We start from the raw sequence: 22,466 nt of genomic DNA, 5'->3' as shown, positions 1-22,466 counted from the left end.
TTGGACAGCGGGTGGACGCCCGCCGAGCATGGATCCCGTGAACGACAAGAAGACCGCGCTGGTCACCGGCGCGAACAAGGGAATCGGTTTCGCCATCGCCCAGGGCCTCGCAGCGGCCGGTTTCACGGTCGCCGTGGGCGCCCGCGACGACGTGAGGCGCAAGGAGGCCGTCGACCGCCTGCAGGCAGCCGGAGCCGACGCGTTCGGGGTCGCGCTCGACGTCACCTCCGACGAGAGCGCCGCCACCGCGGCGGCGACCGTCGAGCGGACGACCGGACGGCTGGACGTGCTCGTGAACAACGCGGGCGTCGCCGGCCGGGCGGACGCCGGGGCGCAGGACCCGACGACGCTCGACCTCGACGTCGTCCGCACGGTCCTCGACACGAACGTCTTCGGCGTCGTGCGGGTGACCAACGCGGTGCTCCCCCTGCTCCGCAGGGCCACCTCGCCCCGCATCGTGAACGTGTCGAGCAACATGGGCTCGCTGACCCTGCGGACCGGCCCGGTCATGGCCGCGTACGCGCCGTCGAAGTCGATGCTGAACAGCATCACGGCCCAGTACGCCCGCGCCCTGGCCGACACGAACGTCATCATCAACGCCTGCTGCCCCGGCTACGTCGCCACGGACTTCACCGGCTTCCTCCCGGACCGCACACCCGAGCAGGGCGCGGCGATCGCGATCCGGCTCGCCACCCTCCCCGACGACGGGCCGCGCGGCGGCTTCTTCGACGACGAGGGCGTCGTCCCCTGGTGAGGTCGTGTCCCCCGGTCGGTTGAACTGCCGCGCTCGTGTGGTCACCCGGTCGGACGGCACCCGCGGCCGGCACGTTCGAGCTGGGTACTTCGCGATCGCAAGCCGAAAGCCAACTCGGGAAGGACGACGCGATGATCGATCAGACGCACGTTGAGGCTCTGTACGACTGCGACGTGATCGACAACAGGGGCGAGAAGATCGGTTCGGTCAAGCGGGTGTGGCTCGAGGACGGCACCGGCAAGCCCATGTGGGCCGAGGTCCAGACCGGACTGTTCGGCATGAAGGAGAGCTTCGTGCCGATCCAGCAGGGCACCGTCACGGCCGGCGCGATCACCGTCCCCGTCAGCAAGCAGCAGGTGAAGGACGCCCCCAGCCTGCACACCTCGGAGGACCAAATGTCCGACGAGGAGCAGGAGGCGCTCTACCGGCATTACGGGTTGATCCCGCAGGCCAAGACCGGCGAGCACGACCGGCTCGACGACCGCCGGGCCACCGGCCGCCACGCCGCCGGGGCCAGGACCGGTGACGAGGCCGAGGTCACGCTGGCGGAGGAGAAGCTCGACGTCGGCACCCGCAGGGTCGAGTCGGGCCGGGTGCGGCTGGTCAAGCACACGGTCACCGAGCAGCGCGACGTGACGGTGCCTGTGACGCACGAGGAGGTCCGGGTCGTCCGCGAGCCGGCGCGGGGCGACCAGGGCACGGCGTTCGCCGACGAGCAGGCCGAGGTGACGCTGCACCGCGAAGAGCCGGTGGTGCAGAAGCGCACCGAGGCCACCGAACGGGTCCGGCTGGAGAAGAACGCCGTCACCGAGCAGAAGGACGTCAAGGGCGAGATCCGAAAGGAGCGCGTCGAGGTCGAGCGCGACGACGAGCCGCGCGACCGCCGCTGATCGCACCACCTCAGCGAACCGCCCGCCACTTCCGCCGGTGGGCGGTTCGCTAGTACATGCTGTCGAGAACGTCTCCGTAGCGCTTCTCGATCTCCCGGCGGCGAGGCTTCAGCGAGGCGGTCAGCAACCCCTCCTCGACGCTGAAGTCGTTGTCCAGCACCGCGAACCGCTTGATCGTCTCGTGTCGCGCGAGCTGGGCGTTGACGGTCTCGATCGCGGCGCCGACCTCTTCCTCGGCGTTCGCGAGGCCCTTCGCGGTGTCCGGGTCGAGCGTCACGAGCGCCACGCAGTACTTGCGCCGGTCGCCGTGCACGAGGACGTTGCTGACGTACGGCGAGGCCGCGTTGATCATGCTCTCGATCCGGGCCGGCGCCACGTACTTGCCGCTGGAGGTCTTGATGAGCTCCTTCTTGCGGTCGGTGATCGTCAACCGGCCCGCGTCGTCGAGCTCGCCGATGTCCCCGGTGTGCAGCCAGCCGTCGACCAGCGCCTCGGCGGTCGCGTCCGGCCGGTTGTGGTAACCGCGCATGACGCCGGGGCCCCGCAGCAGCACCTCGCCGTCCTCGGCGATCTTGACCTCCATGCCGGGGATCGGCGGCCCGACCGTGCCGATCGCGATCATGCCCGGCCGGTTGAAGAACGTGGCCGCGGACGACTCGGTGAGCCCGTAGCCCTCCAGGATCGTGATGCCGGCGCGGGCGAAGAACTCCGCGATCTCGGGCGCGAGCGGCGCCGAGCCCGACACGAAGTAGCGGATCCGCCCGCCGACCCGGTCGCGCAGCTTGCGGTACACCAGCCGGTCCGCGAGCCGGCGCGTCACCGGACCGTGCTCGCGGTCGGCCCACCGGAAGATCTTCTCGGTGAGCCCGCCCTTCTCCCGCGCGCCCGCGACGATCCGGCCGTGGATCTTCTCGAAGATGCGCGGCGCGGCGGCCACGATGGACGGCCGCAGCTCCCCGAGGTTGTCGACGATCCGCTCCACGCTGCCGTCGACCGCCGTCGGCACGCCCGCGGCGATCATCGCCATCGTCAGCACCTTGCCGAACGCGTGCGACAGCGGCAGCCACAGGAAGTGCAGGTCGGATTCCTCCAGGATTCCCAGGGACGCGATGGCTTCCGCGGTCGTCAGCCAGTTCTCGTGCGTGAGTTCGACGCCCTTGGGCGTGCCGGTCGTGCCCGAGGTGTAGATCAACGTCGCCAGGTCGTCCTTCGACAGCCCGTCGACCAACGCGTCGTAGTCGCCCTCACCGCGCGGGATCGCGCCGAACCGCAGCACCTCGACGCCACCGGGCATCGACGCGGCGTGCTCGTCGGTCTCCACGACGACGATCCGGCTGCCGGAGTCGCCGACGACGTGCGCGACCTCCGCCGCGGTGCTGTTCGGGTAGATCGTGGTGGTGGCGCCGCCCGCGGCCAGCACGGCGAGGTCGGTGACGATCCACTCGACGCTGGTCCCGCCCATGAGCGCGACGCGGTCGCCCCTGCGCAGTCCCCGGCCCACCAGGCCGAACGCCTCCGCGGCGACGCGGTGCTGCAGCTCGGCCCAGCTCAGCGAGACCCAGCCACCGCCGCCGCGGTACCGCATCGCCTCGGCGTCGGGCGTGCGCGTGGCACGCTCGCGCAGCAGGCCGGGAATCGACAGCGCCATTGCTCTCCACCTTTGTCTAGAGCGTCGCTCCAGAGCGGTACTCTAACCCCCGTGGCCGACCGACGACAGTCTCTCCTCGACTCAGCGCTGAAGCTCGTCGAGGAAGGCGGCCTGGAAGCCGTGACGATCGCCGCGCTGACCGAGCGCTCCGGCATGTCTAACGGCAGCATCTACCACCACTTCGGCAGCCGCGCGGGCGTGTTCGCGCAGCTCTACGCCGACAGCTACGCGCGCTGCGTGGCCTCGATGCTGCCCGCCCTGGACGCGCCGAGCACCGAGGCGGCGGTGCGCGGGCTGGCGCTGAGCTACCTCGACTGGGTCCTCGCGAACCCGAGCCGGGCCCGCTTCCTCTACGTCGCTCCCGACCACGCCGATCCGGCGGCGAAGATGGCGGAGTTCGCGCCGGTCCTGACGTGGTTCGCAGACCGCACGGCGTCCGGCGAGTTGCGCCCCGTGCCGTCGTGGGCGCTGGAACCGGTGGCGATGGGCCCGGCCCACGAGTCGGTGCGCCGCTTCCTGCTCGGCGTGTTCGACCTGGCCGAGGCCCGCGAGATCATCGCCGACGCCGTCTGGGCCGTCCTGAAGCCCTAGCCTCGCAGTAGAACACGTGTTCGATTATGCTGCGGTCCATGCGCCAGGGATCGCTGTTCGACCTGCAAGCGGAGCCGGCCCTGGCCCCGCTCGCCCCGCGCCGCACCGAACTGGGCCACGGCGCGTGGATCGACGTCCAGCCGGGCTGGCTCTCGGGCGCCGACGCGCTGTTCGACCGACTGGTCACCGAGGTGCCGTGGCGCGCCGAGCGCCGCCAGATGTACGACACCGTGGTCGACGTGCCACGCCTGCTCTGCTTCTACAGCGGCACACTGCCGTTCGACGTCCTCACCACGGCCCGCGACGCGCTGAGCGCCCACTACCGGCCCGAACTGCACGAGCCGTTCACCACGGCGGGCCTCTGCTACTACCGCGACGGCCGGGACAGCGTGGCGTGGCACGGCGACACGATCGGGCGCGGGCAGACCGAGGACACGATGGTCGCGATCCTCAGCGTCGGCACGCCGCGGTCTCTGCTGCTGCGGCCCCGCGGTGGCGGCGAGACCCACAGGTACGCGCTGGGGCACGGCGACCTGCTCGTGATGGGCGGGTCCTGCCAGCGCACCTGGGAGCACGCCGTGCCGAAGACGTCGAAGGTCGTGGGGCCGCGGATCAGCGTCCAGTTCCGCCCGCACGGAGTCCGCTAGCCACGAGCTCCTCCGACACCTCCCACACCCGCCGCGCCTCCTCGGCGCTCCGCAGCCGGCTGTAGAGCTCCTGCTCGGCGGGCGGCCCGCCGAGGTGCCCGAGCCCGCTGGGCCCGTAGAACGTCCCGGCGATCGGCGAGGTGGCGGCGAGCAGAGCCGGCAGCGACGCGGTCTCGACGGTGCCGACGACGATCCCCCGCGAGGACAGCGCCCGGATCAGCCGCACTCCCAGCGTGTCCGCGGACCGCCCGATCTCGGGACGAGCGGCCAGCAGACTCGTGGGAGCCACCCCGGGGTGGGCGAGGTTGCTGGTGATCCCCCACCCGCCGGCGGCACTGCGCCGCGCGAGTTCCAGCCCGAACAGGCCGCAGGCGATCTTCGACTGGCTGTAGGCCTTGGCGCCGCTGTAGGACCGCTCCCAGTTCAGGTCGTCCCAGTTGATCGCGTTGTGGTTCGCGGCGATGCTGACCTGCGAGGTCACCCGCGCCCGGCCGGCCTCCAGCAACGGCAGCAGGTGCTGCACCAGGGCGAAGTGCCCCAGGTGGTTCGTCCCCCACTGCAGCTCGAACCCGTCCGCGGTCGTCTGCCGTTCGGGCGGGGTCATCACGCCGGCGTTGTTCACGAGGACGTGGATCGGCGCCCCTTCCTCCAGCAGGACGGAGCCCAGCTCGGCGACCGACCGCAACGACGAGAGGTCCAGGGCACGCAACGACACGCTGGCACCAGGCGTGCGCCGGCGGATCTCCGCCACAGCCGCCGCACCCTTGCGCTCGTTGCGGACGGGCATGACGACCTCGGCACCGGCAGCCGCCAGCCGTGCGGCGATCCCGAGGCCGACGCCGTCGCTGGCGCCGGTGACGACCGCCCGCCTCCCGGTCAGGTCCGGGACCTCGACGTCGAAGTTCTTGCTGGCCATGAGCGCACTCCCGTGTTCGTCGACCGTGGTGTTCCTCCACAGTGGCCGACCACGCGCAAGTTCATCCAGGACCTGACGATCCGTGGCTGCGGCGCCCCGGTCGCGTTAGAAAGAGACCGGAGAGAGGAGCCGCACATGGCGATCGACCGGGCCGGCCTGGCCTCGTTCCTGCGGCACCGCAGGGAGGCGTTGCAGCCGGAGGACATCGGCCTGCCGCGCGGGCCCAGGCGCCGGACCAGCGGGTTGCGGCGCGAAGAGGTCGCGACGCGGTGCAACATGTCGGCGGACTACTACGCGCGCCTGGAGCAGGAACGCGGACCGCACCCGTCCGAGCAGATGATCGCCGCGATCGCGCAGGGGCTGCACCTGTCCCTCGACGAGCGCGACCACCTGTTCCGCCTCGCGGGCCACACCCCGCCGGGCCGCGGCGGCACCAGCGACCACGTGAGCCCCGGCCTCGCCCGGATCTTCGACCGCCTGCACGACACCCCGGCCGAGGTCGTCACCGAACTGGGTGAAACCCTGCGGCAGACCCCGCTCGGCGTCGCGCTCACCGGGGACTCGACCGCCTACACCGGCCCGGAGCGCAGCCTCGGCTTCCGGTGGTTCAGCGACCCGTCCTCGCGGGCGCTGTACGAGCCCGCCGACCACGAGTTCCTGGGCCGCATGTTCGCCTCGGGGCTGCGCGAGGCCGTGGCGCGACGCGGCCCCCGTTCCCGCGCCGCGCACTACGCCGATCTCCTGCTGGCTTCCAGCGAGGAGTTCCGGACCGTCTGGGGACGGCAGGAGATCGGCCTGCGCTCGCGCGAGGTCAAGCGGTACGTCCACCCGGGCGTCGGCGCGCTCGAACTGCAGTGCCAGACGTTGCTCGACCCCGGCCAGCACCACTTCCTGCTCGTCTACACGGCCACGCCGGGCAGCGAGAGCTACGAGAAGCTCCGGCTGCTGTCGGTCGTCGGCGCTCAGATGGCGTCGACGAACACCGGGTTGGCGTAGAACCAGAGGTCCTCCCACGGGTCGGAGTTCGCGATCTCGTCGACCACCGGGTCACCGGACGAGGTGAGCCGCTTGCCGTCGCTGCCCCGCAGCCGCAGGTAGAACGAGCGCTCGACACCGGAGAAGGTGTGGGTGAACCGGATCTTGCCCTTGCGCGGCACCTCGAACGTCTTCGCGACCGTCGTCTCCGGCGCCGTGAACACGTCCCGGTCGGCGCAGGGACCGGTGACCGGGCCGGAGATCAGGTCGACCTTGGCGAGCACGGGGACGGAGCCCGACCAGTTCGGCGAGGTCGTGCGGTCGATCTCGATCGTCACCTCGACGTCGCCGCCGCGGCGCACGAACGTCCGCCCGCCCAGCGTCACGCCGCGCAGGTCGTCGCGGGAGCGCACGCGCAACTGCAGGCCGTCGACCAGACGGCCGTGCACCGTCAGCACCTTGCCGGCCTGCAGGCCCTTCATGACGTCCACATAGGACCGTGAGCGGGCGCCGACGACGTTCGCGCCGTACTGGCCGGGGAAGAAGTCGCCGTACCCGGTCTGCCGGACGCCCGAGTCGATCGGCGCGCCCTTCGAGCCGGTCGTGGCGTAGTCCTGTCCGCCCGGCGTGAACGTGTCGGCGAAGACCTGGTGCACGTCGGAGTTCGCGGTGATCCACCACGGGCGGCCCTCGGCGAGCAGCGAGTCCCACAGGCCGCCGACCTTCGCGGTCATCCAGTCGAAGCCGCCGTGGGTGCGGTAGGACTCGGCCGGGTAGCCGGGGAACGACTCGGGCAGCGGGGCGGCCGTGTCGTAGTAGCCGCGCGCACGGCCGGGGCCGCCCGCGGACCTCGGGATGCCGGCGGCCTGGTGGCCGGGAGCGCCCTCCATGCCGACCGCGACACCGGGGGCCGCGTCGCGCCAGCCGCGGAGCTCGTGCGGGCTGTCGACGCCGCGCCGCGACGGGTGGTTCGCGAACATCAGCGCGATCTCGGTCCGTCCCGAGAGGACCTGCGCCTCCAGGTACCGCAGGGCGGCCAGGGCGAGCGGCTCGGAACCGCCCGCGATGCGGCCGTCGTAGGACAGCTCGAACGCCTTGAGGATGTCGGCGGTGTGCTTGCCGGGCGGCAGGAAGACGGTGGCGTGCTCGGCGCCGGGGATGTTCCACTCGAGGCCCTGGTAGACCAGCACGTCGCGCTGGTCGCGGCGGGCGCGTTCGACGTCCGGCGTCACCTGGTCGATCGAGAACTTCTGGTGCGCGGGGCCGCCGTGGTCGGTGATCACGACCCAGTCGAGGCCGAACTGGCGCGCCTTCGCGACCTGCTGCTCGATCGTGTACTGGCCGTCGTCGGAGTACTGCGTGTGGACGTGGTGGTCGCCCGCGTACCAGCGCTCGCCGCCGCCCCACGGGTTGACGGGAACGCGCGCCGCGGCCGTACCGGTGCCGGCGGCCAGGGCACCGATGGCACCGGCCGCGATCCCCATGCCGGCCAAGAACTTCCGGCGCTCGACCGACGACGGCCGGTCGTCCCCGGGGTCGAGCCAGCTGCCCTCGACCGGCTCGGCCTCGTGGTGGTGGTGCGTGTGGTCACCGTGCGGATGACCGTCTGAGTGGGACATGCGCCGATCTCAGCCGGTCGAGCTGTCCTGGCCAACGAACGGCGGATGAACCCTTGGACCGGGAAATTCGTTCACACCGGTCGTTCACACGGCCTGGACGGCCAGCAGCGCCAGGTCGTCGTGGTCGTCGCGGTCGAGCCACTTCAGCACGGCCTTCTCACAGTGCCGTGCGATCTCCTCCGCCGGCAGGCCCTGGCACTCCTGCAGCACGGCCCGCAGCCGCTTCTCGCCGAACAGCTCGGTGCGGTCGGTGTGCGCGCGGGCCTCGGTGAAGCCGTCCGAGTACAGCACCAGCGTGTCGCCCGGTGCGAGCGTGACCTGTTCGCCGGAGAACCGGACGTCGGCCAGGATGCCGACGATCGCCCCGGTCGCGCTCACCTCGTGCACGCTGCCGTCCGCCCGCAGCACCAGCGGCGCCGGGTGGCCACCGGACGCGAGCGACAGCCGCACTCCCCCGGTCGCCAGCGGCACGAGCTCGCCGACGACGAGCGTGGTGAAGAGCTTCGACCCGGTCGCGCGCAACGACGTGTTCAGCAGGTGCAGCAGCCGCACCGGGTTCGTCTCGACCAGCGACAGCGCCTGCAGCGACTGCCGGACGCGTCCACTGTGGACCGCGGCCTCCAGGCCGTGGCCGCAGACGTCGCCGAGCGCGAACGTCGCCGAGCCGTCCGTGCGCGGGTGCACGTCGTAGAAGTCGCCACCGACCAGCGCCCGCTGGTGGGCCGGGATGAACACCGACGCGAGCGAGACGCCCCGCACCTCGGGCAGCGGCAACGGCAGCAGCGCCGACCGCAGGATCTCGATCGTCCGCTGCTGCTCGGTCAGCTTCGACGACGACTCCAGCGCCACGGCGGCGTGCTTGCCGAACAGCTTGATGCGTTCGACGTCGTTCGGCGTGAAGTCGCCCTGCCGCACCACGACCAGCGCGCCGCCGACCCCCAGCGGTACGGCCAGCGCGCAGCCGTAGTCCTCCGGCACGCCCCAGCTACCTTCACCCAAAGAGGTGATCCTGGACAGGGTCGACGTGCCGGTCAGCACCTCGGAGATCTGCGACGCCCGGCGCGGCGTGCGCGTGACCGTCGGTTCGCCGCCGCCGCAACGCCACCACTCCAGGCGATCACGTGTGGCGGGAACCACAGCGACGCAGTGCTCGCCCAGCAGCTCCGCGGCCAGCTGCACGATCGTCTTCAGCGTGGCTTCCCGCGACGTGCCTCCGGCGAGCCGGAGGTGGGCGTGGTCCAGTGTGGAGTCGGCGAAGTACCAGGCGCTCCAGCCGTCGCCGAGGTCGTGCCGGCGGCCGGCGACGTGCACGTCGAAGTGGCCGCCGAGCCCCAGGCGGGGGAACCGGTCGGCCGCCGCGGCGTTGCGCACGCGCACCACCCCGGCCGGGTCCACGACGAGGACGGCTTCGCGCAGCCCGTCCACCAGGCGTTGCCAGCCGTCCAGGTCGATGCCCACGGCGCTGCTCATCCGCTGTTGTCCAGCGCAGCCGGCCGAATCATCACGGCCTCCTGCGGGTAGTTGGCGTGCATCGCGGCATCAAGTTACCTCGCTCCCAACCTAACGTGGCAGGCTTGTCCGCGACCACCGAGGCACGGAGGCTTGGAGTGACCACGGCCAACGAAGAGACGGACGCGACCCTCGAACGGGTTCTTTCCGCCATGAGAGACCTGCGTGACGGCAACTTCCGCCGCAGGCTCGTGGTGCCGGGGAACGGGCCCGTCTCCGCGCTCGCCGACGTGTTCAACGAGATCGCCGAGCGCAACCAGTGGCTCGCCGGTGAGCTCGGCCGCGTCCGGCAGGCGGTCGGCCAGGAGGGCAGGCTGACCGAACGGGTGGCGCCCGTGGGCACCGCCGGTGGCTGGTCGCTCATGGCCGACTCGGTGAACGGCCTGGTCGAGGACCTGGTGCGGCCGACGAGCGAGCTGAGCCGCGTGCTCGCGGCCGTCGCCGAGGGCGACCTGACCAAGCGCATGTCGGACCAGACCCTGCGCGGCGAGTTCGCCACGCTCGGCTCGACGGTGAACGGCCTGGTCGACCAGCTGTCGTCGTTCGCGGACGAGGTCACCCGCGTCGCCCGCGAGGTCGGCACCGAGGGTCGCCTGGGCGGTCAGGCGAAGGTCCCCGGCGTGGCCGGCACCTGGCGCGACCTGACCGACAACGTCAACTCGATGGCGAACAACCTGACCAACCAGGTCCGCAACATCGCCTCGGTCGCCACCGCCGTCGCGAACGGCGACCTGACGCAGAAGATCACCGTCGACGTCTCCGGCGAGATGCTGGAGCTGAAGAACACGCTGAACACGATGGTCGACCAGCTGTCGTCGTTCGCGGACGAGGTCACCCGCGTCGCCCGCGAGGTCGGCACGGACGGCAAGCTCGGCGGTCAGGCGAAGGTCCCCGGTGTCGCCGGCACGTGGCGCGACCTGACCGACAACGTGAACTTCATGGCGGAGAACCTGACGACCCAGGTCCGCAACATCGCCCAGGTCACGACCGCCGTCGCGCAGGGCGACCTGACCCAGAAGATCACCGTCGACGCCCGCGGCGAGATCCTCGAGCTCAAGTCGACGATCAACACGATGGTCGACCAGCTCTCGTCGTTCGCGGACGAGGTCACCCGCGTCGCCCGCGAGGTCGGCTCGGACGGCCGTCTGGGCGGTCAGGCGCAGGTGCCCGGCGTCGCGGGCACGTGGCGCGACCTCACCGAGTCGGTGAACGTCATGGCGAACAACCTGACGACGCAGGTCCGCAACATCGCCTCGGTCACCACCGCCATCGCGCGCGGCGACCTGACCCAGAAGATCACCGCCGACGCCCGCGGCGAGATCCTCGAGCTCAAGACCACGATCAACACGATGGTCGACCAGCTCTCGTCGTTCGCCGACGAGGCCACCCGCGTCGCCCGCGAGGTCGGCACCGAGGGCCGTCTCGGCGGTCAGGCCCAGGTCCCCGGCGTCGCCGGCACCTGGCGCGACCTGACCGACAACGTCAACTTCATGGCGAACAACCTGACCAACCAGGTCCGCAACATCGCCCACGTCGCCACCGCGGTGGCCAACGGCGACCTGTCGCAGAAGATCACCGTCGACGCCCGCGGCGAGATCCTCGAGCTCAAGTCGACCCTCAACACGATGGTCGACCAGCTCTCGTCGTTCGCCGAGGAGGTCACCCGCGTCGCCCGCGAGGTCGGCACCGACGGCCGCCTGGGCGGCCAGGCCCGCGTGCAGGGCGTCGCCGGCACGTGGAAGGACCTGACCGACAACGTCAACCTGATGGCGGACAACCTGACCAACCAGGTCCGCAACATCGCCGCCGTCGCCACCGCCGTCGCGAACGGCGACCTCTCGAAGAAGATCACCGTCGAGGCGAAGGGCGAGGTCGCGGCCCTGGCCGAGACCCTGAACGGCATGGTCGACACGCTGCGCGCGTTCGGCGACGAGGTCACGCGTGTCGCCCGCGAGGTCGGCACCGAGGGCATCCTGGGCGGCCAGGCGCGCGTGTCCGGCGTGGCGGGCACGTGGAAGGACCTCACCGACTCGGTGAACTTCATGGCGGACAACCTGACCAACCAGGTCCGCAACATCGCCCAGGTCACGACGGCCGTGGCCCAAGGCGACCTGACGAAGAAGATCGACGTCTCGGCCCGCGGCGAGATCCTGGAGCTCAAGACCACGATCAACACGATGGTCGACCAGCTCTCGTCGTTCGCCGACGAGGTCACCCGCGTCGCCCGCGAGGTCGGCACCGAGGGCAAGCTGGGTGGTCAGGCCGAGGTCGACGGCGTCGCCGGCACGTGGTCGAAGCTGACCGACAACGTGAACCAGCTCGCCTCGAACCTCACGACCCAGGTCCGCGCGATCGCCGCCGTGGCCACCGCCGTGACCGCGGGCGACCTGACCAGGCAGATCACCGTCGACGCGTCCGGCGAGCTCGCGGAGCTCAAGGACAACGTCAACCAGATGATCGCGAACCTCAAGGAGACGACGAGGGCCAACCGCGAGCAGTACTGGCTCAAGACGAACCTGGCCCGCCTCTCGGGCCTCATGCAGGGCCACCGCGACCTCAGGGCACTGGCGTCGCTGATCATGAGCGAGCTGACGCCGCTGGTCAGCGCCCACCACGGCGCGTTCTTCCAGATCGAGGAGGACGACTCCAAGCACACCCTCGAACTGACCGCGACCTACGGCTTCCGCCTGGACTCCGCCCGGACCACCCGCGTCGCCGTGGGCGAGACCCTCGTCGGCCAGGCGGCGCTGGAGAAGAAGACCATCCTGGTCACGCAGGTCCCCGGCGGCTACCTGACGGTCTCCTCGGCCCTGGGCTCCTCGGCCCCGGTCAACCTGGTGATCCTGCCGATCCTGTTCCAGGGCGAGACCCTGGGCGTGATCGAGCTGGCCTCGCTCAACGAGTTCTCCGACGTCCACCTCGACCTCCTGGACCAGCTGAAGGAGGCCATCGGCGTCAACGTGAACACGCTGCTGGCCAACTCCCGCACCGACGCCCTCCTGGTGGAGTCCCAGCGCCTGACCACCGAGCTCAGGGCAGGTTCCGAGGAGCTGGAGGACCGCGCGCGCCAGCTCCAGACGGCGTCGAAGTACAAGTCCGAGTTCATGGCCAACATGTCCCACGAGCTCCGCACGCCGCTGAACTCGCTGCTCATCCTGGCCAAGCTGCTCGCCGACAACCTCGACGGCAACCTGAACCCGAAGCAGGTCGAGTTCGCCCGCACGATCCACTCGTCGGGCTCCGACCTCCTGCAGCTCATCAACGACATCCTCGACCTCACCAAGGTCGAGGCGGGCCACATGACCCTGCACGAGGACCCGGTCCGGCTGGACGAGCTGGTCCGCTACGTCGAGACGCTCTGCCTCCCCCTCACCGCGGAGAAGAACCTCGAGTTCTCCGTCCGGGTCGACCCGAACGTCCCGGAGACCCTCCGCACCGACGAGCACCGCCTCCAGCAGATCCTGCGCAACCTGCTCTCGAACGCGGTGAAGTTCACCCATGACGGTGGCATCCGCCTGCACGTGCGCATGGACGACCCGTCCACCGTCGCCTTCGACGTGCACGACACGGGCATCGGCATCCCCGCCGACAAGCTGGCCGTGATCTTCGAAGCCTTCCAGCAGGCCGACGGCACCACGTCCCGCAAGTACGGCGGCACGGGCCTGGGCCTCTCCATCAGCCGCGAGCTGGCCCAGCTCCTGAACGGCGGGCTCCGGGTCCGCTCCGAACCGGGCATCGGCTCGACGTTCACCCTCTGCCTGCCCCTGGGCAAGGTCGTCTCGGAGGCCGTCGTCCTGCCGGAACCCACCCCCATCGTCACCCCGGCCCCGCCCGTGGCCACTTGGACCTCGATGCGCTTCCACGGCGAAAAGGTGCTGGTCGTCGACGACGACCTGCGCAACGTCTTCGCCCTGACGAGCGTCCTCGAGCTGCACGGCCTGGAAGCGATCTACGCCGACAACGGCATCACAGGCGTCCGCGCACTCGAACAGTACGACGACGTGGCCATCGTCCTGATGGACATCATGATGCCGGAACTGGACGGCAACGCGACCATTTCCGCAATTCGCGCAATGGAACGCTACGCCGATCTGCCGGTGATCGCGGTGACTGCCAAAGCGATGAAGGGCGATCGCGAGAAGTCACTGGCTTCGGGCGCCACCGACTACGTCACCAAACCGGTGGACACAGAACACCTCATTCGCCTGATCGCCTATTACCTGGGCGTGTCGGGAGAGGCCTGACCAGCGCAAGCGGGACCACGAAGCCGAAGGCGAGCCCCGGTCCGACCACGCACGGCGAAGCCGGGGGCGAGCCCCGATCGGCATTTGTCGTGAAGCGACGACAAAGCGAGCATGCGCGATGTGGGGCTCAAGGCGACCACCGCCTGGAACTGACTTCACCACGAAAGTGACCGCCCGCCGGAACAGGAACCGGCCGAACACGAGCCGGCCCACAGCCGATTCAGCGAGCCGAGTCCACAGCCTCCTGCACGGCTTCGTCCACCGAAGCGTGCAAGCTCAGCACCTGGGCCACGTCCGCCAGCTCGAACAACCGCCGAACCGGTCCCTGAGCAGCGGCGATCCGCAACTGCCCGCCCTGCTCCGTCAACCGCCGGTGCCAGTCCAGCACGAGCGCCAGCCCGGTCGAGTCCATGAACGCGAGCCCGGCCAGGTCGAGCACGGCGTGGGACCCGGTCACATCCGCATCCAGCCGCGCCGACAACACGGGCACGGTGTCGATGTCCAGCTCACCGGCGACGGCGAGCACACGCCACCCCCGCTGGACCTCGCTGCCGACGTTGAGCTCCATCGTCGCCGTTCCTTCCCGCCACGCCCGACTCGTGCGATCCAAATCGTGCAGTACGACGTCCGAGCACGCGACCACCGGGGGGCTGAAAGATCCGGACGAGCCGCCGGATGTGCGACGATGCGCCCTGTGCTGAACGACCCACTGGCTGAGGTGCGGGTGAGCCTGACCGCCGAGGGAGGGTCGTGCGCCCGTGCACGCCGGCTTGTGCGCGAGGTGGCAGCGTCGTGGGGGTTGCCCGACGACCTCGCGGACGACGCCCAGCTCGTCGTCACGGAGCTCGTGTCGAACGGCATCGACCACGGTGAGGCGCCGATCACACTCACGGTCTGCAAGCGGGCCGCCGGGATGCTGATCGAGGTGCACGACCAGTCGCCGAAGCTGCCGCAGCTCAGACCGGTGGACCCGAACAGCGCGCGCGGGCGCGGTATGCAGCTCGTGCAGGCCCTGAGCGTTCGCTGGGGCACGACACCCCGCAGCACGGGAAAAGTCGTCTGGTCGCAGCTGGAAGGCTGAAACGGGGTACCTGAGCCCGCGCGTGGCCGCCATGCCGCCGGACTCCGGGCAGACGACGGCCGGACTGTCCCATCGGGAGCGAACGCCGCCCAGGAAGAGCACCGCCCCCATTGCGATCGGACTCAACTCGCTGCCGGCCGTGCTCGTCGTGGTGCTGAGACCTTCCTGCTCGTCCGGGACGGACCTCGGCGCGAAACGGCGTGCCCGTCCCACGCCTGCAAATCCGCCCTGCAAAGCAGGGATACCGCGACGAGATTTCCTCGTCTGTCAGGGGATTTCCCGTTCGAGCGGCTTGTACCCGGCGAAGCCGTCTCGGGTTGTGATCGCCGCACGAAGGCGCGTACGGTCGCTTCGGACGGGAGTCTTCTCATGAACGAACTTCAACACAGAACCACCTATGTCCAGTCCATTCCGATCATCGCCCTGACCGGTGAGATCGACATGATGTCCTCGGCACCGGTGACCAGCAGACTCACCGCGTTGCTCGCCCGCAAGCCGCCCGCGCTGGTCGTCGACCTCAGGGAAGTCCGCTTCTTCGGTTCCGAGGGAATCCGCGCGCTGGTCGAGGCACAGGCCCAGGCCGACGAGCTCGGCATCAAGTTCGGCGTCGTCAGCGACAGCAAGGCCGTGTTGCGGCCGCTGCAGATGACGGCCGTGGACAAGATCCTGCTCCTCTTCGCAGACGTCGACGACGCCGTGACGGCGTTCAGCGCGGCCTGAGCCGCTTTCAGGCGGCGGACGAACGCCCGCCGCGCGCCCGCTCCACCAGGTCCAGGAGCAGCCCTTCCTTGGTGGACCAGGGCGAGATGTCCACGACGTCGTGACCCGAGACCTTCATCAACGCCTCCGCGACCACCGCGCCCGCCAGTGACTGCTGGGCCCGGTGGCGGGAAATCCCCGGCAGCGCCGCACGTTCGCGCACCGACAGCTTCGCGAGACGCGGAATCCACTTCTCCAGGTCCTTGAGCCGCAGCTGACGCGGTGCGTAGACGTCGCTGCGCGCTCCGGCGAGCCGCGCCAGCTGCTCGAACACCTTCGAGCACCCGACAGCGCGAGCCTGCTCGTCCCACGGGAACGCGGTCGAGAGGCGGTCCCGCACCTCAGACCTCATCGCCTCCACGGTCAGGCCGGTGCGCGTCAAAGTCCTCGCTCCCAACGGCAAGGAGATCGCGCGCTCCGGTTCGGCCCCGGACCCGGTGGCGAGCTCCACGGTGCCGCCGCCGACGTCCAGCACGATCATCGGGCCCGCGCTCCAGCCGAACCAGTGGCGGGCGGCGGTGTAGGACAGTCGGGCTTCTTCCTTGCCGGACAACACTTTCAGCTCAACGCCGGTGCGGCGCGCGACTTTGCGCATCACCTCGTCGGCGTTCGAGCTGTCCCGCACCGACGACGTGGCGAACGGCAGGAAGCGGACCTCACCCGCCTTCTTGCGGGCCGCGAGCACCGCGGCGCACAGCGAGTCGACGCCGGCCCTGGTGATGGCACCGCTCTCATCGAGCTCCCGGTCGAGCCTCAGCCGCACCTTGTGGGACACCAGCGGACGCATCAGGTCTCGCTCCACGACGACCAGGTGCGCGCTGAAGCACCCGACGTCCAGGACTCCGACCGGCATCCGCCACCTCCTCTTCACCAAGACTTCTTTACCGCATCGGCGGCCATTCTCCGGAACTTCGCCCCCGAACAGCGAATGTTGACCCGATGAGATGCGTTACAGTCACCCGATGTCACTGGCGGAGGTACCTGCCCGACTCGAACGCGCCCTCGGCGAGGCGGATCGCGGGGTGATCGTCGTGGCGGTGGACGGCCTCTCCTCCGACGTGGCCAAGCAGTCGTGGTTGTCCGCCTCCGTCTCCACGCTCTCCTCCACCGTGCCCTCCACGTCCGCGACGGCTCTGCTGACCGCTCTCACCGGCGCTCCCGCCGACGTCCACCGGGTGCCGGGAACGGTGTACCGCAACGGATCCGGGCTCGTGCACGCGATCAACGGCACGCCCGCCGTCCCGCACCTGCCGACCGTGCTCGAACGGCACGGCGCGACCGTCCTGGCCCGCGAGCTCGACCTGCTGGAAGGGACGTGGGCGCAGGCCCTCCTCCGAGGGTGCACACGGATACCCGCGCCCCCTCGGCACAAACTCATCGCGCAGGCCGAGGATCCGCCCCTGCTCGTCGCGAATGTCGTGGCGGACCTCGACAAGGCGCTGCCGGACGCCAGGTTCCTCTGGACGTACGTCAACATCGACGACCACGTGCACCGCAACGGTTACGACGAATCGGTGCACGAGGCGATGCTGCGCCTGGACGCGCACGCTTCCCGTTGGGCGGCACAGGGTTGGACCGTCGTGGCGCACTCCGACCACGGCATGGTCGCCGTCGACCCCGACCCGGAGCTGGTCGAGGCCTGGGACGCCATCGTGCGCGAGGAGTGCGTGATCCCCTCCGGCGGCGCGGGCCGCCTGCGGTGGCTCTACCCGAGGCAGGACCGGCTGGAGACCGTTTTCGACCGCGTGGCAACGACTCTGGGTGACACGGCGACGGTGCACGACGCCACGGACCTCGGTCTGCCGCAGCCGGAGGCGGGCCCGGTCGTCGCGGTGGCGGCGTCCCCGCGGTTCCCCATCGCGGACCCGTCGGCGAAGTACGAGCACGGTGGCCTGAGCCCCGACGAGATCGATGTGCCGTTCGCCGTCTGGAACGCCGTGCAGTGAGCGCGTGCAGGCCGAACGTGCGCACTCCTCGGGGAAGCCGATGCCGCCGATCGGACCCACGACGGTGCCACGCCCTCTCGACGCCGTCCCGATCCACCATTTGTTCATCACCGTGAACAATGATTTTTACAACGTCGGAATCGTGCGGGTTCACGTACGAGAACTGACCTTTACGCTGTTCAGCGGCCTGACGCGAGCTTCTCGGCTCAATTCTTCGACGCACCTTTACAGGCGTTGATCTCCTCTGGCAGGGTGTCGCCGGGCGCAAGACGAGAAAGGGACTGGACGGTCTCGTGAACCTGTCTCGACGCACCCTTCTGACATCCGCTGCGGCCACTCCCCTGCTCACCGGGGCAGGAGTCGCCCTCGGCGCCGCGGAAGCCGCCGGCGCACCCGCCCGGCTCCGCGGAGCCCTCGACCACGGCCTGGCCAAGCTGAGGACCGTGGCACCGGGCATCACGTCGTTCCCGGAGATCACCCGGTTCGAGAAGTGGACCTACGTCGCCGACGGCGGCTGGGTCGGTGGCTTCTGGCCGGGCACCCTGTGGCTCGCGCACCTCGACAGCGGCGACGCGCGGTTCCGCGCGCTGGCCGAGGCCGCGAACGACCGGCTGGCACCGCGCCGGCTCGACCCCCGCGACCACGACCTCGGCTTCCTCTTCTCCCCGTCCTGGGTCACCGCGTACCGCCTCACCGGCGCCACGAAGTGGCGTGACGGCGCGATCGACGCCGCCACCACGCTGATCCAGCGCTGGAACGCCGCCGGGAAGTTCCTCCGCGCCTGGGGCCGTCTCGGCACCCCGGGCGACGCGGGCCGCGTCATCGTCGACACGATGATGAACCTGGACCTGCTCGCGTTCGCGACCGAGCAGACCGGCGACCCCAGGTTCCTCGACATCGCGATCGCCCACGCCAGGACCACCCGGACCCACTTCCTGCGCGCCGACGGCTCGACCCCGCACGTGTTCGACTTCGACCCGGACACCGGCGCGCCGATCGGCCCGGGCACCGTCCAGGGCTACAGCCCGACCTCCTGCTGGTCACGCGGCCAGGCGTGGGGCATCTACGGCTTCACGACGATGTACCGCCGCACGGGCCTGCGCGAGTTCCGCGACACCGCCCGCAGGATGGCCGACTACGCCCTGTCCGTCCTCACCCCGGACCACGTGCCGGTGTGGGACTACCGCTCCCCGTTGGGCGCCAACGACGTCAAGGACTCCTCCGCGGGCGCGATCATGGCGTGCGGCCTGCTCGACCTCGCCAGGGCCACCGGCACCGACCGCTACCGCGACCGGGCGCTGGAGATCCTCGACGGTCTGGTGACCACCTGCCTCACCACCCGGTCGACGCGCGCGGAGGCGGTCCTGGCGCGCGGCACCCGCAACCGGCCGTCCGAGGACGGCGTGGAGATCTCGTTGCCGTACGGCGACTACTACCTGTTCGAAGCGATCCTGAGGGTGCTCAAGCCCGCGGAGGTCTCGAAGGCCATCGGCCTGTAGGTCGTGGCCGGTCGGGCGGCTGTGCGGGCCTCGTGTCCGGGCAGCCGCCCGGTCGCGGAGCGAGTCCGCAACGCGCCGTCGGACGCCCCTCCCCACCCCCGAGGTCCCCTACTGCTCAACCACTTTCGCCGTGGGCCCGTTGCTCCACGTAGCCTCCAACCGCGACAACCTCCCCGAAGCAGTCCGGAAGTTCACCACCAGAGGTCCTCCGGGCTGCTCGACCGCCACCGACCACCCGTCCGCGGGCGTGGCGGACAGCGCCTCCACCCCGGACGGCCGGTACCGCACCACGACGTCCCCGCCCCGCAGGTGGAACGCGTGCACGTAGGAGCCGTCCGCCTGCCACTCCCCCTCGGGGAGTTGAGCCGGGGTGGGACGCGCATCCGTAGTACGGGGAGGAACCGGAACGGACGAGCTGACTGCAGGAGGCCTGGTGGACGTGGGCGTGACGGGCGGTACACCGGCGGAGGGGCCCGGTTCGGGCACCGGGACCGCCGGCGAGGTGATGGTCGGCATCGGGAGCACCGCCGAGCCCGGCGTGGGGTCGACGACGGCGACCGGCGCGGGTTCCATCACCGATCGGATGCCGAACCAGGACAGGCCGACGGCGACCGCGGTCACCACTGCCCAGGCGACCAGGTATCCGACGGACCGTCTCACTGCGGCAATCCTCCTGTAGCGGCTCATGGCATCAGTTCTGCTGGTCGAAGACGACCCGGTGGTGCGGGCGGCGGTCATGCGCGCTCTCACCGGACAGGGGCACATCGTGCACGGTGTGGCGCTCGCGATCGAGGCCTTGCGCGAAGTCACCGTCCACGAGTACGACGTCGTGGTGCTCGACCTCGGGCTCCCCGACCTCGACGGCGGGGACGCGCTGCGGATGATCCGGGGCGTCACGAACACCCCGGTGGTCATCGCGACCGCGCGCGACGACGAGGGCGAGATCGTCCGGCTCCTCAACGCCGGCGCGGACGACTACCTCGTCAAACCGTTCTCCAGCGAGCACCTGGGGGCCCGGCTGCAGGCCGTGCTGCGCAGGGCCCGCGACAGCAAGCAGCTCGTGATCGGCGGGCTCGAGATCGACGTCACCCTGCGCAGGGCCGCCGTGGACGGCACCGAGCTCTCCCTGACGCACAAGGAGTTCGAGCTGCTGTCGTTCCTCGCGGCACGGCAGGGCGAGGTGGTGCCGCGCGCCGAGATCCTCGCGAGCCTGTGGCCGTCCCACCGCGACGACCAGACGCTCGACGTGCACCTGTCGTGGTTGCGCCGCAAGCTCGGTGAACGGGCCGCGCAGCCGCGCTACCTGCACACGGTGCGCGGGGTCGGCGTGCGTCTGGTCGCGCCGCAGTGAGGCGGTCACTCGTGCTGGTCGCTCTCGCGGCCACCAGCATGGTGGCCCTGGCCTTCCTGATCCCGCTCGCGATCGTCGTCAAGAGCTCCGCGTACAACCGCGCGCTCGACGAGGCCGAGAAGCAGGCGAACGCGCTGACGCCCGCTCTGCTGATCACCCGCAAGCCGCAGGAGGTCCGGCAGGCGATCAGGAGCACCCGCTACGGCGGGCAGCAACGGCTCGCCGTGCACCTCAGCGCCCCCGCGGGTACCTACGGCACCTCGCACATCACGGCGAAGGACCTGGAGGAGGCCCAGAAGCTCGCGACGGCGTCCACGGTCGAACGGCCCGACGGCGTCGCCTACCTGCAACCGCTGGCGACCAGCTCGAACGGCATCGCGATCGTCGAGGCGTTCGTGCCGCACGAGCAGCTCACCCGCGGCGTCGTCGGGACGTGGTGGGTGCTGGCGGGCGTCGCCGTCGGGCTGGTCGCGGGGTCGGTGCTGGTCGCCGACAGGCTGGGGGCCCGCGCCGTGAAGGCGACGCGGGCGCTGGCGGAAGGCGCGCGGAGAATGGGACAGGGGGACCTCTCCGCGCGCGTTCCGGTCAAGGGGCCGCCCGAGGTCGCCGAGGCGGGGAAGGCCTTCAACGCCATGGCGGAGCGCGTCCGGCTGCTGCTCGCCGCCGAACGCGAGGTGGTCGCCGATCTCTCGCACCGGCTGCGAACGCCTCTCACAGCCCTTCTCCTGGACGCGGACACGCTCGGGCAGGGTCCGGGGGCGGACCGCGTCCGGGAGGCCGTCCAGGGCCTCGAGAGGGAGGTCGACGAGATCATCAAGGCCGCCCGCTCCGGCCTGCAGCCCGACGACGGCGGCACGGACGCGTCGGCCGTCGTCCGCGACCGGCTGGTGTTCTGGTCCGCGCTCGCCGACGACCAGGAACGGCGGTGGACCGTGCGCGGCGCCGACCGGCCCGCTCTCGTGCCGCTGGGCCGCAACGACCTCGCGGCCGCGCTGGACGCGTTGCTGGGCAACGTCTTCCGCTACACGCCGGAGGGCACGCGGTTCGCCGTGGCACTGGTGCACCAAGCCGATCTGGTGGCGCTGGTGGTCGAGGACGCCGGGCCGGGCATCGCGGACGCCGAAGGGGCGGTGCGCCGCGGCACCAGCGGTGGCGGTTCCACCGGGCTGGGGCTCGACATCGCCCGCCGGGCCGCGGAACGCACGGGAGGGTCGCTCCACGTCGACCGCGGTCCGCTGGGCGGTGCACGCGTGCAATTGAGGCTCCGGAGGATCTAGGGCCGCCCCCGAGGTGGGGGCGGGACGAACACCGCCGGCGGCGTCCGGACCGTGGGACGGGTCCGGAGCCGCCGGCGGGCACCGGCCGGCCGCGCGGCACCGCTGCCGCACCACCGGGCTCCGAGCAGGAGGGAGGAACCCGATGAGCGGTGCGCGCTTGCCCTTCCCACACCGGTGGAACGAGGTGGATCAGCCGGGGCTCCCGGCGCCCGGTGCGGGACCGGCGTATTCAGGGGGTTCTGGGCGATCGTTTTCCGTGCGATCTGACATGAAGTTAGCCGACCGCGGATCGCCGCCAATCCGCCGTTCAGACGATTAATCCGCCTTAAATATATTTAAGTCGCGATTCCCCTGTCGTGGGTTAAATATATTTAAGACAAGTACGCCCGGCACCACCATTCCCCTGTTCGCGACGCACAGACACAGCCCCGCCGACGGGGGCACGAGCACCCGCGACGGAGCGGCACGGCGAGCCGCGGCCGCCCACCCCGCGGACGACAGCGTGGACACCCCGCCACAGTTCGCCCACAGGCGATGTGGACCCGAAACGATCACGGCATGCGCCCGGCGCTATACTCACAGTTAGCGCCGGGCCCTCCCGGCGTGACCCGGACGTGACTTTTGACGGGTGAGTCAACCGGGCCATTGCTTCCCGCGTATACCCATGTAGATTCCCGCTCACCGCGACGGCCATTCGGGTGACTGGTCGCGGCTCGCGCGCCGCACGCGAAACGGAGGCAGGATGCAGGCGAACGCCCAG

At 70.6% G+C, this 22,466-nt stretch carries 20 protein-coding genes; 13 read left to right on the top strand and 7 right to left on the bottom strand.

Annotation, left to right across the window (positions count from 1 at the left end; genetic code table 11):
• Window positions 1-28 precede the first annotated feature (28 nt).
• Window positions 29-754: an SDR family oxidoreductase gene (locus BLQ91_RS35390; RefSeq protein ID WP_090104232.1), complete on the top strand. Its 726-nt coding sequence runs from the start codon at window positions 29-31 to the stop codon at window positions 752-754.
• Window positions 755-885: 131 nt separating this feature from the next.
• Entirely contained in the window at window positions 886-1,644 is a 759-nt protein-coding gene (locus BLQ91_RS35385; RefSeq protein WP_090104230.1) for a DUF2382 domain-containing protein, read from the top strand.
• Window positions 1,645-1,693: 49 nt separating this feature from the next.
• Here the strand turns inward: BLQ91_RS35385 and BLQ91_RS35380 are convergent, their stop codons facing one another.
• A complete protein-coding gene (locus BLQ91_RS35380) occupies window positions 1,694-3,292 on the bottom strand; it encodes an AMP-dependent synthetase/ligase (RefSeq protein ID WP_090104226.1) in 1,599 nt (532 codons plus the stop codon).
• Between the two features lie 51 nt (window positions 3,293-3,343).
• Here BLQ91_RS35380 and BLQ91_RS35375 point away from each other — a divergent pair, with 51 nt between their 5' ends.
• Together BLQ91_RS35375 and BLQ91_RS35370 are read left to right on the top strand one after the other, a co-directional pair.
• Entirely contained in the window at window positions 3,344-3,883 is a 540-nt protein-coding gene (locus BLQ91_RS35375) for a TetR/AcrR family transcriptional regulator (protein WP_176960126.1), read from the top strand.
• Between the two features lie 38 nt (window positions 3,884-3,921).
• The gene (locus BLQ91_RS35370) at window positions 3,922-4,530 is read left to right on the top strand and encodes an alpha-ketoglutarate-dependent dioxygenase AlkB (RefSeq protein ID WP_245734131.1); all 609 of its coding nucleotides are present in this window, start codon (window positions 3,922-3,924) and stop codon (window positions 4,528-4,530) included.
• Here the strand turns inward: BLQ91_RS35370 and BLQ91_RS35365 are convergent.
• Complete coding sequence (locus BLQ91_RS35365; protein ID WP_090104220.1) at window positions 4,496-5,446, bottom strand: SDR family oxidoreductase; 951 nt, start codon at window positions 5,444-5,446, stop codon at window positions 4,496-4,498. The genes BLQ91_RS35370 and BLQ91_RS35365 overlap by 35 nt on opposite strands.
• Window positions 5,447-5,581: 135 nt before the next feature.
• On the opposite strand from BLQ91_RS35365, the gene BLQ91_RS35360 reads away from it, so the two are divergent.
• Entirely contained in the window at window positions 5,582-6,442 is an 861-nt protein-coding gene (locus BLQ91_RS35360) for a helix-turn-helix transcriptional regulator (protein WP_090104357.1), read from the top strand.
• Here BLQ91_RS35360 and BLQ91_RS35355 read toward each other — a convergent pair.
• Together BLQ91_RS35355 and BLQ91_RS35350 are read right to left on the bottom strand one after the other, a co-directional pair.
• Window positions 6,409-8,040, bottom strand: a complete 1,632-nt coding sequence (locus BLQ91_RS35355; RefSeq protein WP_090104218.1) for a PHP domain-containing protein — start codon at window positions 8,038-8,040, stop codon at window positions 6,409-6,411. The genes BLQ91_RS35360 and BLQ91_RS35355 overlap by 34 nt on opposite strands.
• 84 nt (window positions 8,041-8,124) lie before the next feature.
• Window positions 8,125-9,510: a PP2C family protein-serine/threonine phosphatase gene (locus tag BLQ91_RS35350; protein WP_090104216.1), complete on the bottom strand. Its 1,386-nt coding sequence runs from the start codon at window positions 9,508-9,510 to the stop codon at window positions 8,125-8,127.
• A gap of 137 nt (window positions 9,511-9,647) precedes the next feature.
• Here BLQ91_RS35350 and BLQ91_RS35345 point away from each other — a divergent pair, with 137 nt between their 5' ends.
• The gene (locus tag BLQ91_RS35345; RefSeq protein WP_090104214.1) at window positions 9,648-13,793 is read left to right on the top strand and encodes a HAMP domain-containing protein; all 4,146 of its coding nucleotides are present in this window, start codon (window positions 9,648-9,650) and stop codon (window positions 13,791-13,793) included.
• 220 nt (window positions 13,794-14,013) lie between these two features.
• On the opposite strand, the gene BLQ91_RS35340 is transcribed toward BLQ91_RS35345, so the two are convergent.
• Window positions 14,014-14,361, bottom strand: a complete 348-nt coding sequence (locus BLQ91_RS35340) for an STAS domain-containing protein (RefSeq protein ID WP_090104212.1) — start codon at window positions 14,359-14,361, stop codon at window positions 14,014-14,016.
• 126 nt (window positions 14,362-14,487) lie between these two features.
• Between BLQ91_RS35340 and BLQ91_RS35335 the strand changes: the two genes are divergently transcribed.
• Window positions 14,488-14,874, top strand: coding sequence for an ATP-binding protein (locus BLQ91_RS35335; protein ID WP_090104210.1), 387 nt, complete (start codon window positions 14,488-14,490; stop codon window positions 14,872-14,874).
• 369 nt (window positions 14,875-15,243) lie between these two features.
• Window positions 15,244-15,594, top strand: a complete 351-nt coding sequence (locus tag BLQ91_RS35330; RefSeq protein ID WP_090104209.1) for an STAS domain-containing protein — start codon at window positions 15,244-15,246, stop codon at window positions 15,592-15,594.
• 7 nt (window positions 15,595-15,601) lie between these two features.
• Here the strand turns inward: BLQ91_RS35330 and BLQ91_RS35325 are convergent, their stop codons facing one another.
• On the bottom strand, window positions 15,602-16,486 hold the full coding sequence (locus tag BLQ91_RS35325) for a Ppx/GppA phosphatase family protein (RefSeq protein ID WP_090104208.1): 885 nt from the start codon (window positions 16,484-16,486) through the stop codon (window positions 15,602-15,604).
• Window positions 16,487-16,595: 109 nt separating this feature from the next.
• Here BLQ91_RS35325 and BLQ91_RS35320 point away from each other — a divergent pair, with 109 nt between their 5' ends.
• Both BLQ91_RS35320 and BLQ91_RS35315 read left to right on the top strand, forming a co-directional pair.
• Window positions 16,596-17,579, top strand: coding sequence for an alkaline phosphatase family protein (locus BLQ91_RS35320; RefSeq protein WP_090104207.1), 984 nt, complete (start codon window positions 16,596-16,598; stop codon window positions 17,577-17,579).
• Window positions 17,580-17,872: 293 nt separating this feature from the next.
• Window positions 17,873-19,078, top strand: a complete 1,206-nt coding sequence (locus BLQ91_RS35315; protein ID WP_090104206.1) for a YyaL domain-containing protein — start codon at window positions 17,873-17,875, stop codon at window positions 19,076-19,078.
• Between the two features lie 108 nt (window positions 19,079-19,186).
• Here the strand turns inward: BLQ91_RS35315 and BLQ91_RS41830 are convergent, their stop codons facing one another.
• Complete coding sequence (locus BLQ91_RS41830) at window positions 19,187-19,402, bottom strand: hypothetical protein (protein ID WP_090104205.1); 216 nt, start codon at window positions 19,400-19,402, stop codon at window positions 19,187-19,189.
• A 109-nt stretch (window positions 19,403-19,511) separates the two neighbouring features.
• On the opposite strand from BLQ91_RS41830, the gene BLQ91_RS35305 reads away from it, so the two are divergent.
• From BLQ91_RS35305 to BLQ91_RS35295, 3 genes are read left to right on the top strand one after another with little or no spacing between them, the layout of a single operon-like run.
• On the top strand, window positions 19,512-19,757 hold the full coding sequence (locus BLQ91_RS35305) for a hypothetical protein (protein ID WP_090104204.1): 246 nt from the start codon (window positions 19,512-19,514) through the stop codon (window positions 19,755-19,757).
• Window positions 19,758-19,763: 6 nt separating this feature from the next.
• Window positions 19,764-20,429: a response regulator transcription factor gene (locus BLQ91_RS35300; RefSeq protein ID WP_090104203.1), complete on the top strand. Its 666-nt coding sequence runs from the start codon at window positions 19,764-19,766 to the stop codon at window positions 20,427-20,429.
• A complete protein-coding gene (locus BLQ91_RS35295) occupies window positions 20,426-21,706 on the top strand; it encodes a HAMP domain-containing sensor histidine kinase (RefSeq protein ID WP_090104202.1) in 1,281 nt (426 codons plus the stop codon). The genes BLQ91_RS35300 and BLQ91_RS35295 overlap by 4 nt, the downstream gene beginning before the upstream one ends.
• The last annotated feature ends 760 nt before the right edge of the window (window positions 21,707-22,466 follow it).

Source organism: Lentzea jiangxiensis, assembly GCF_900104175.1.
In the GTDB taxonomy this organism is placed as follows: Bacteria; Actinomycetota; Actinomycetes; order Mycobacteriales; family Pseudonocardiaceae; genus Lentzea; species Lentzea jiangxiensis.
Note: the sequence above shows the minus strand (reverse complement) of the source record. Positions and strands in the feature narration are given on the sequence as shown.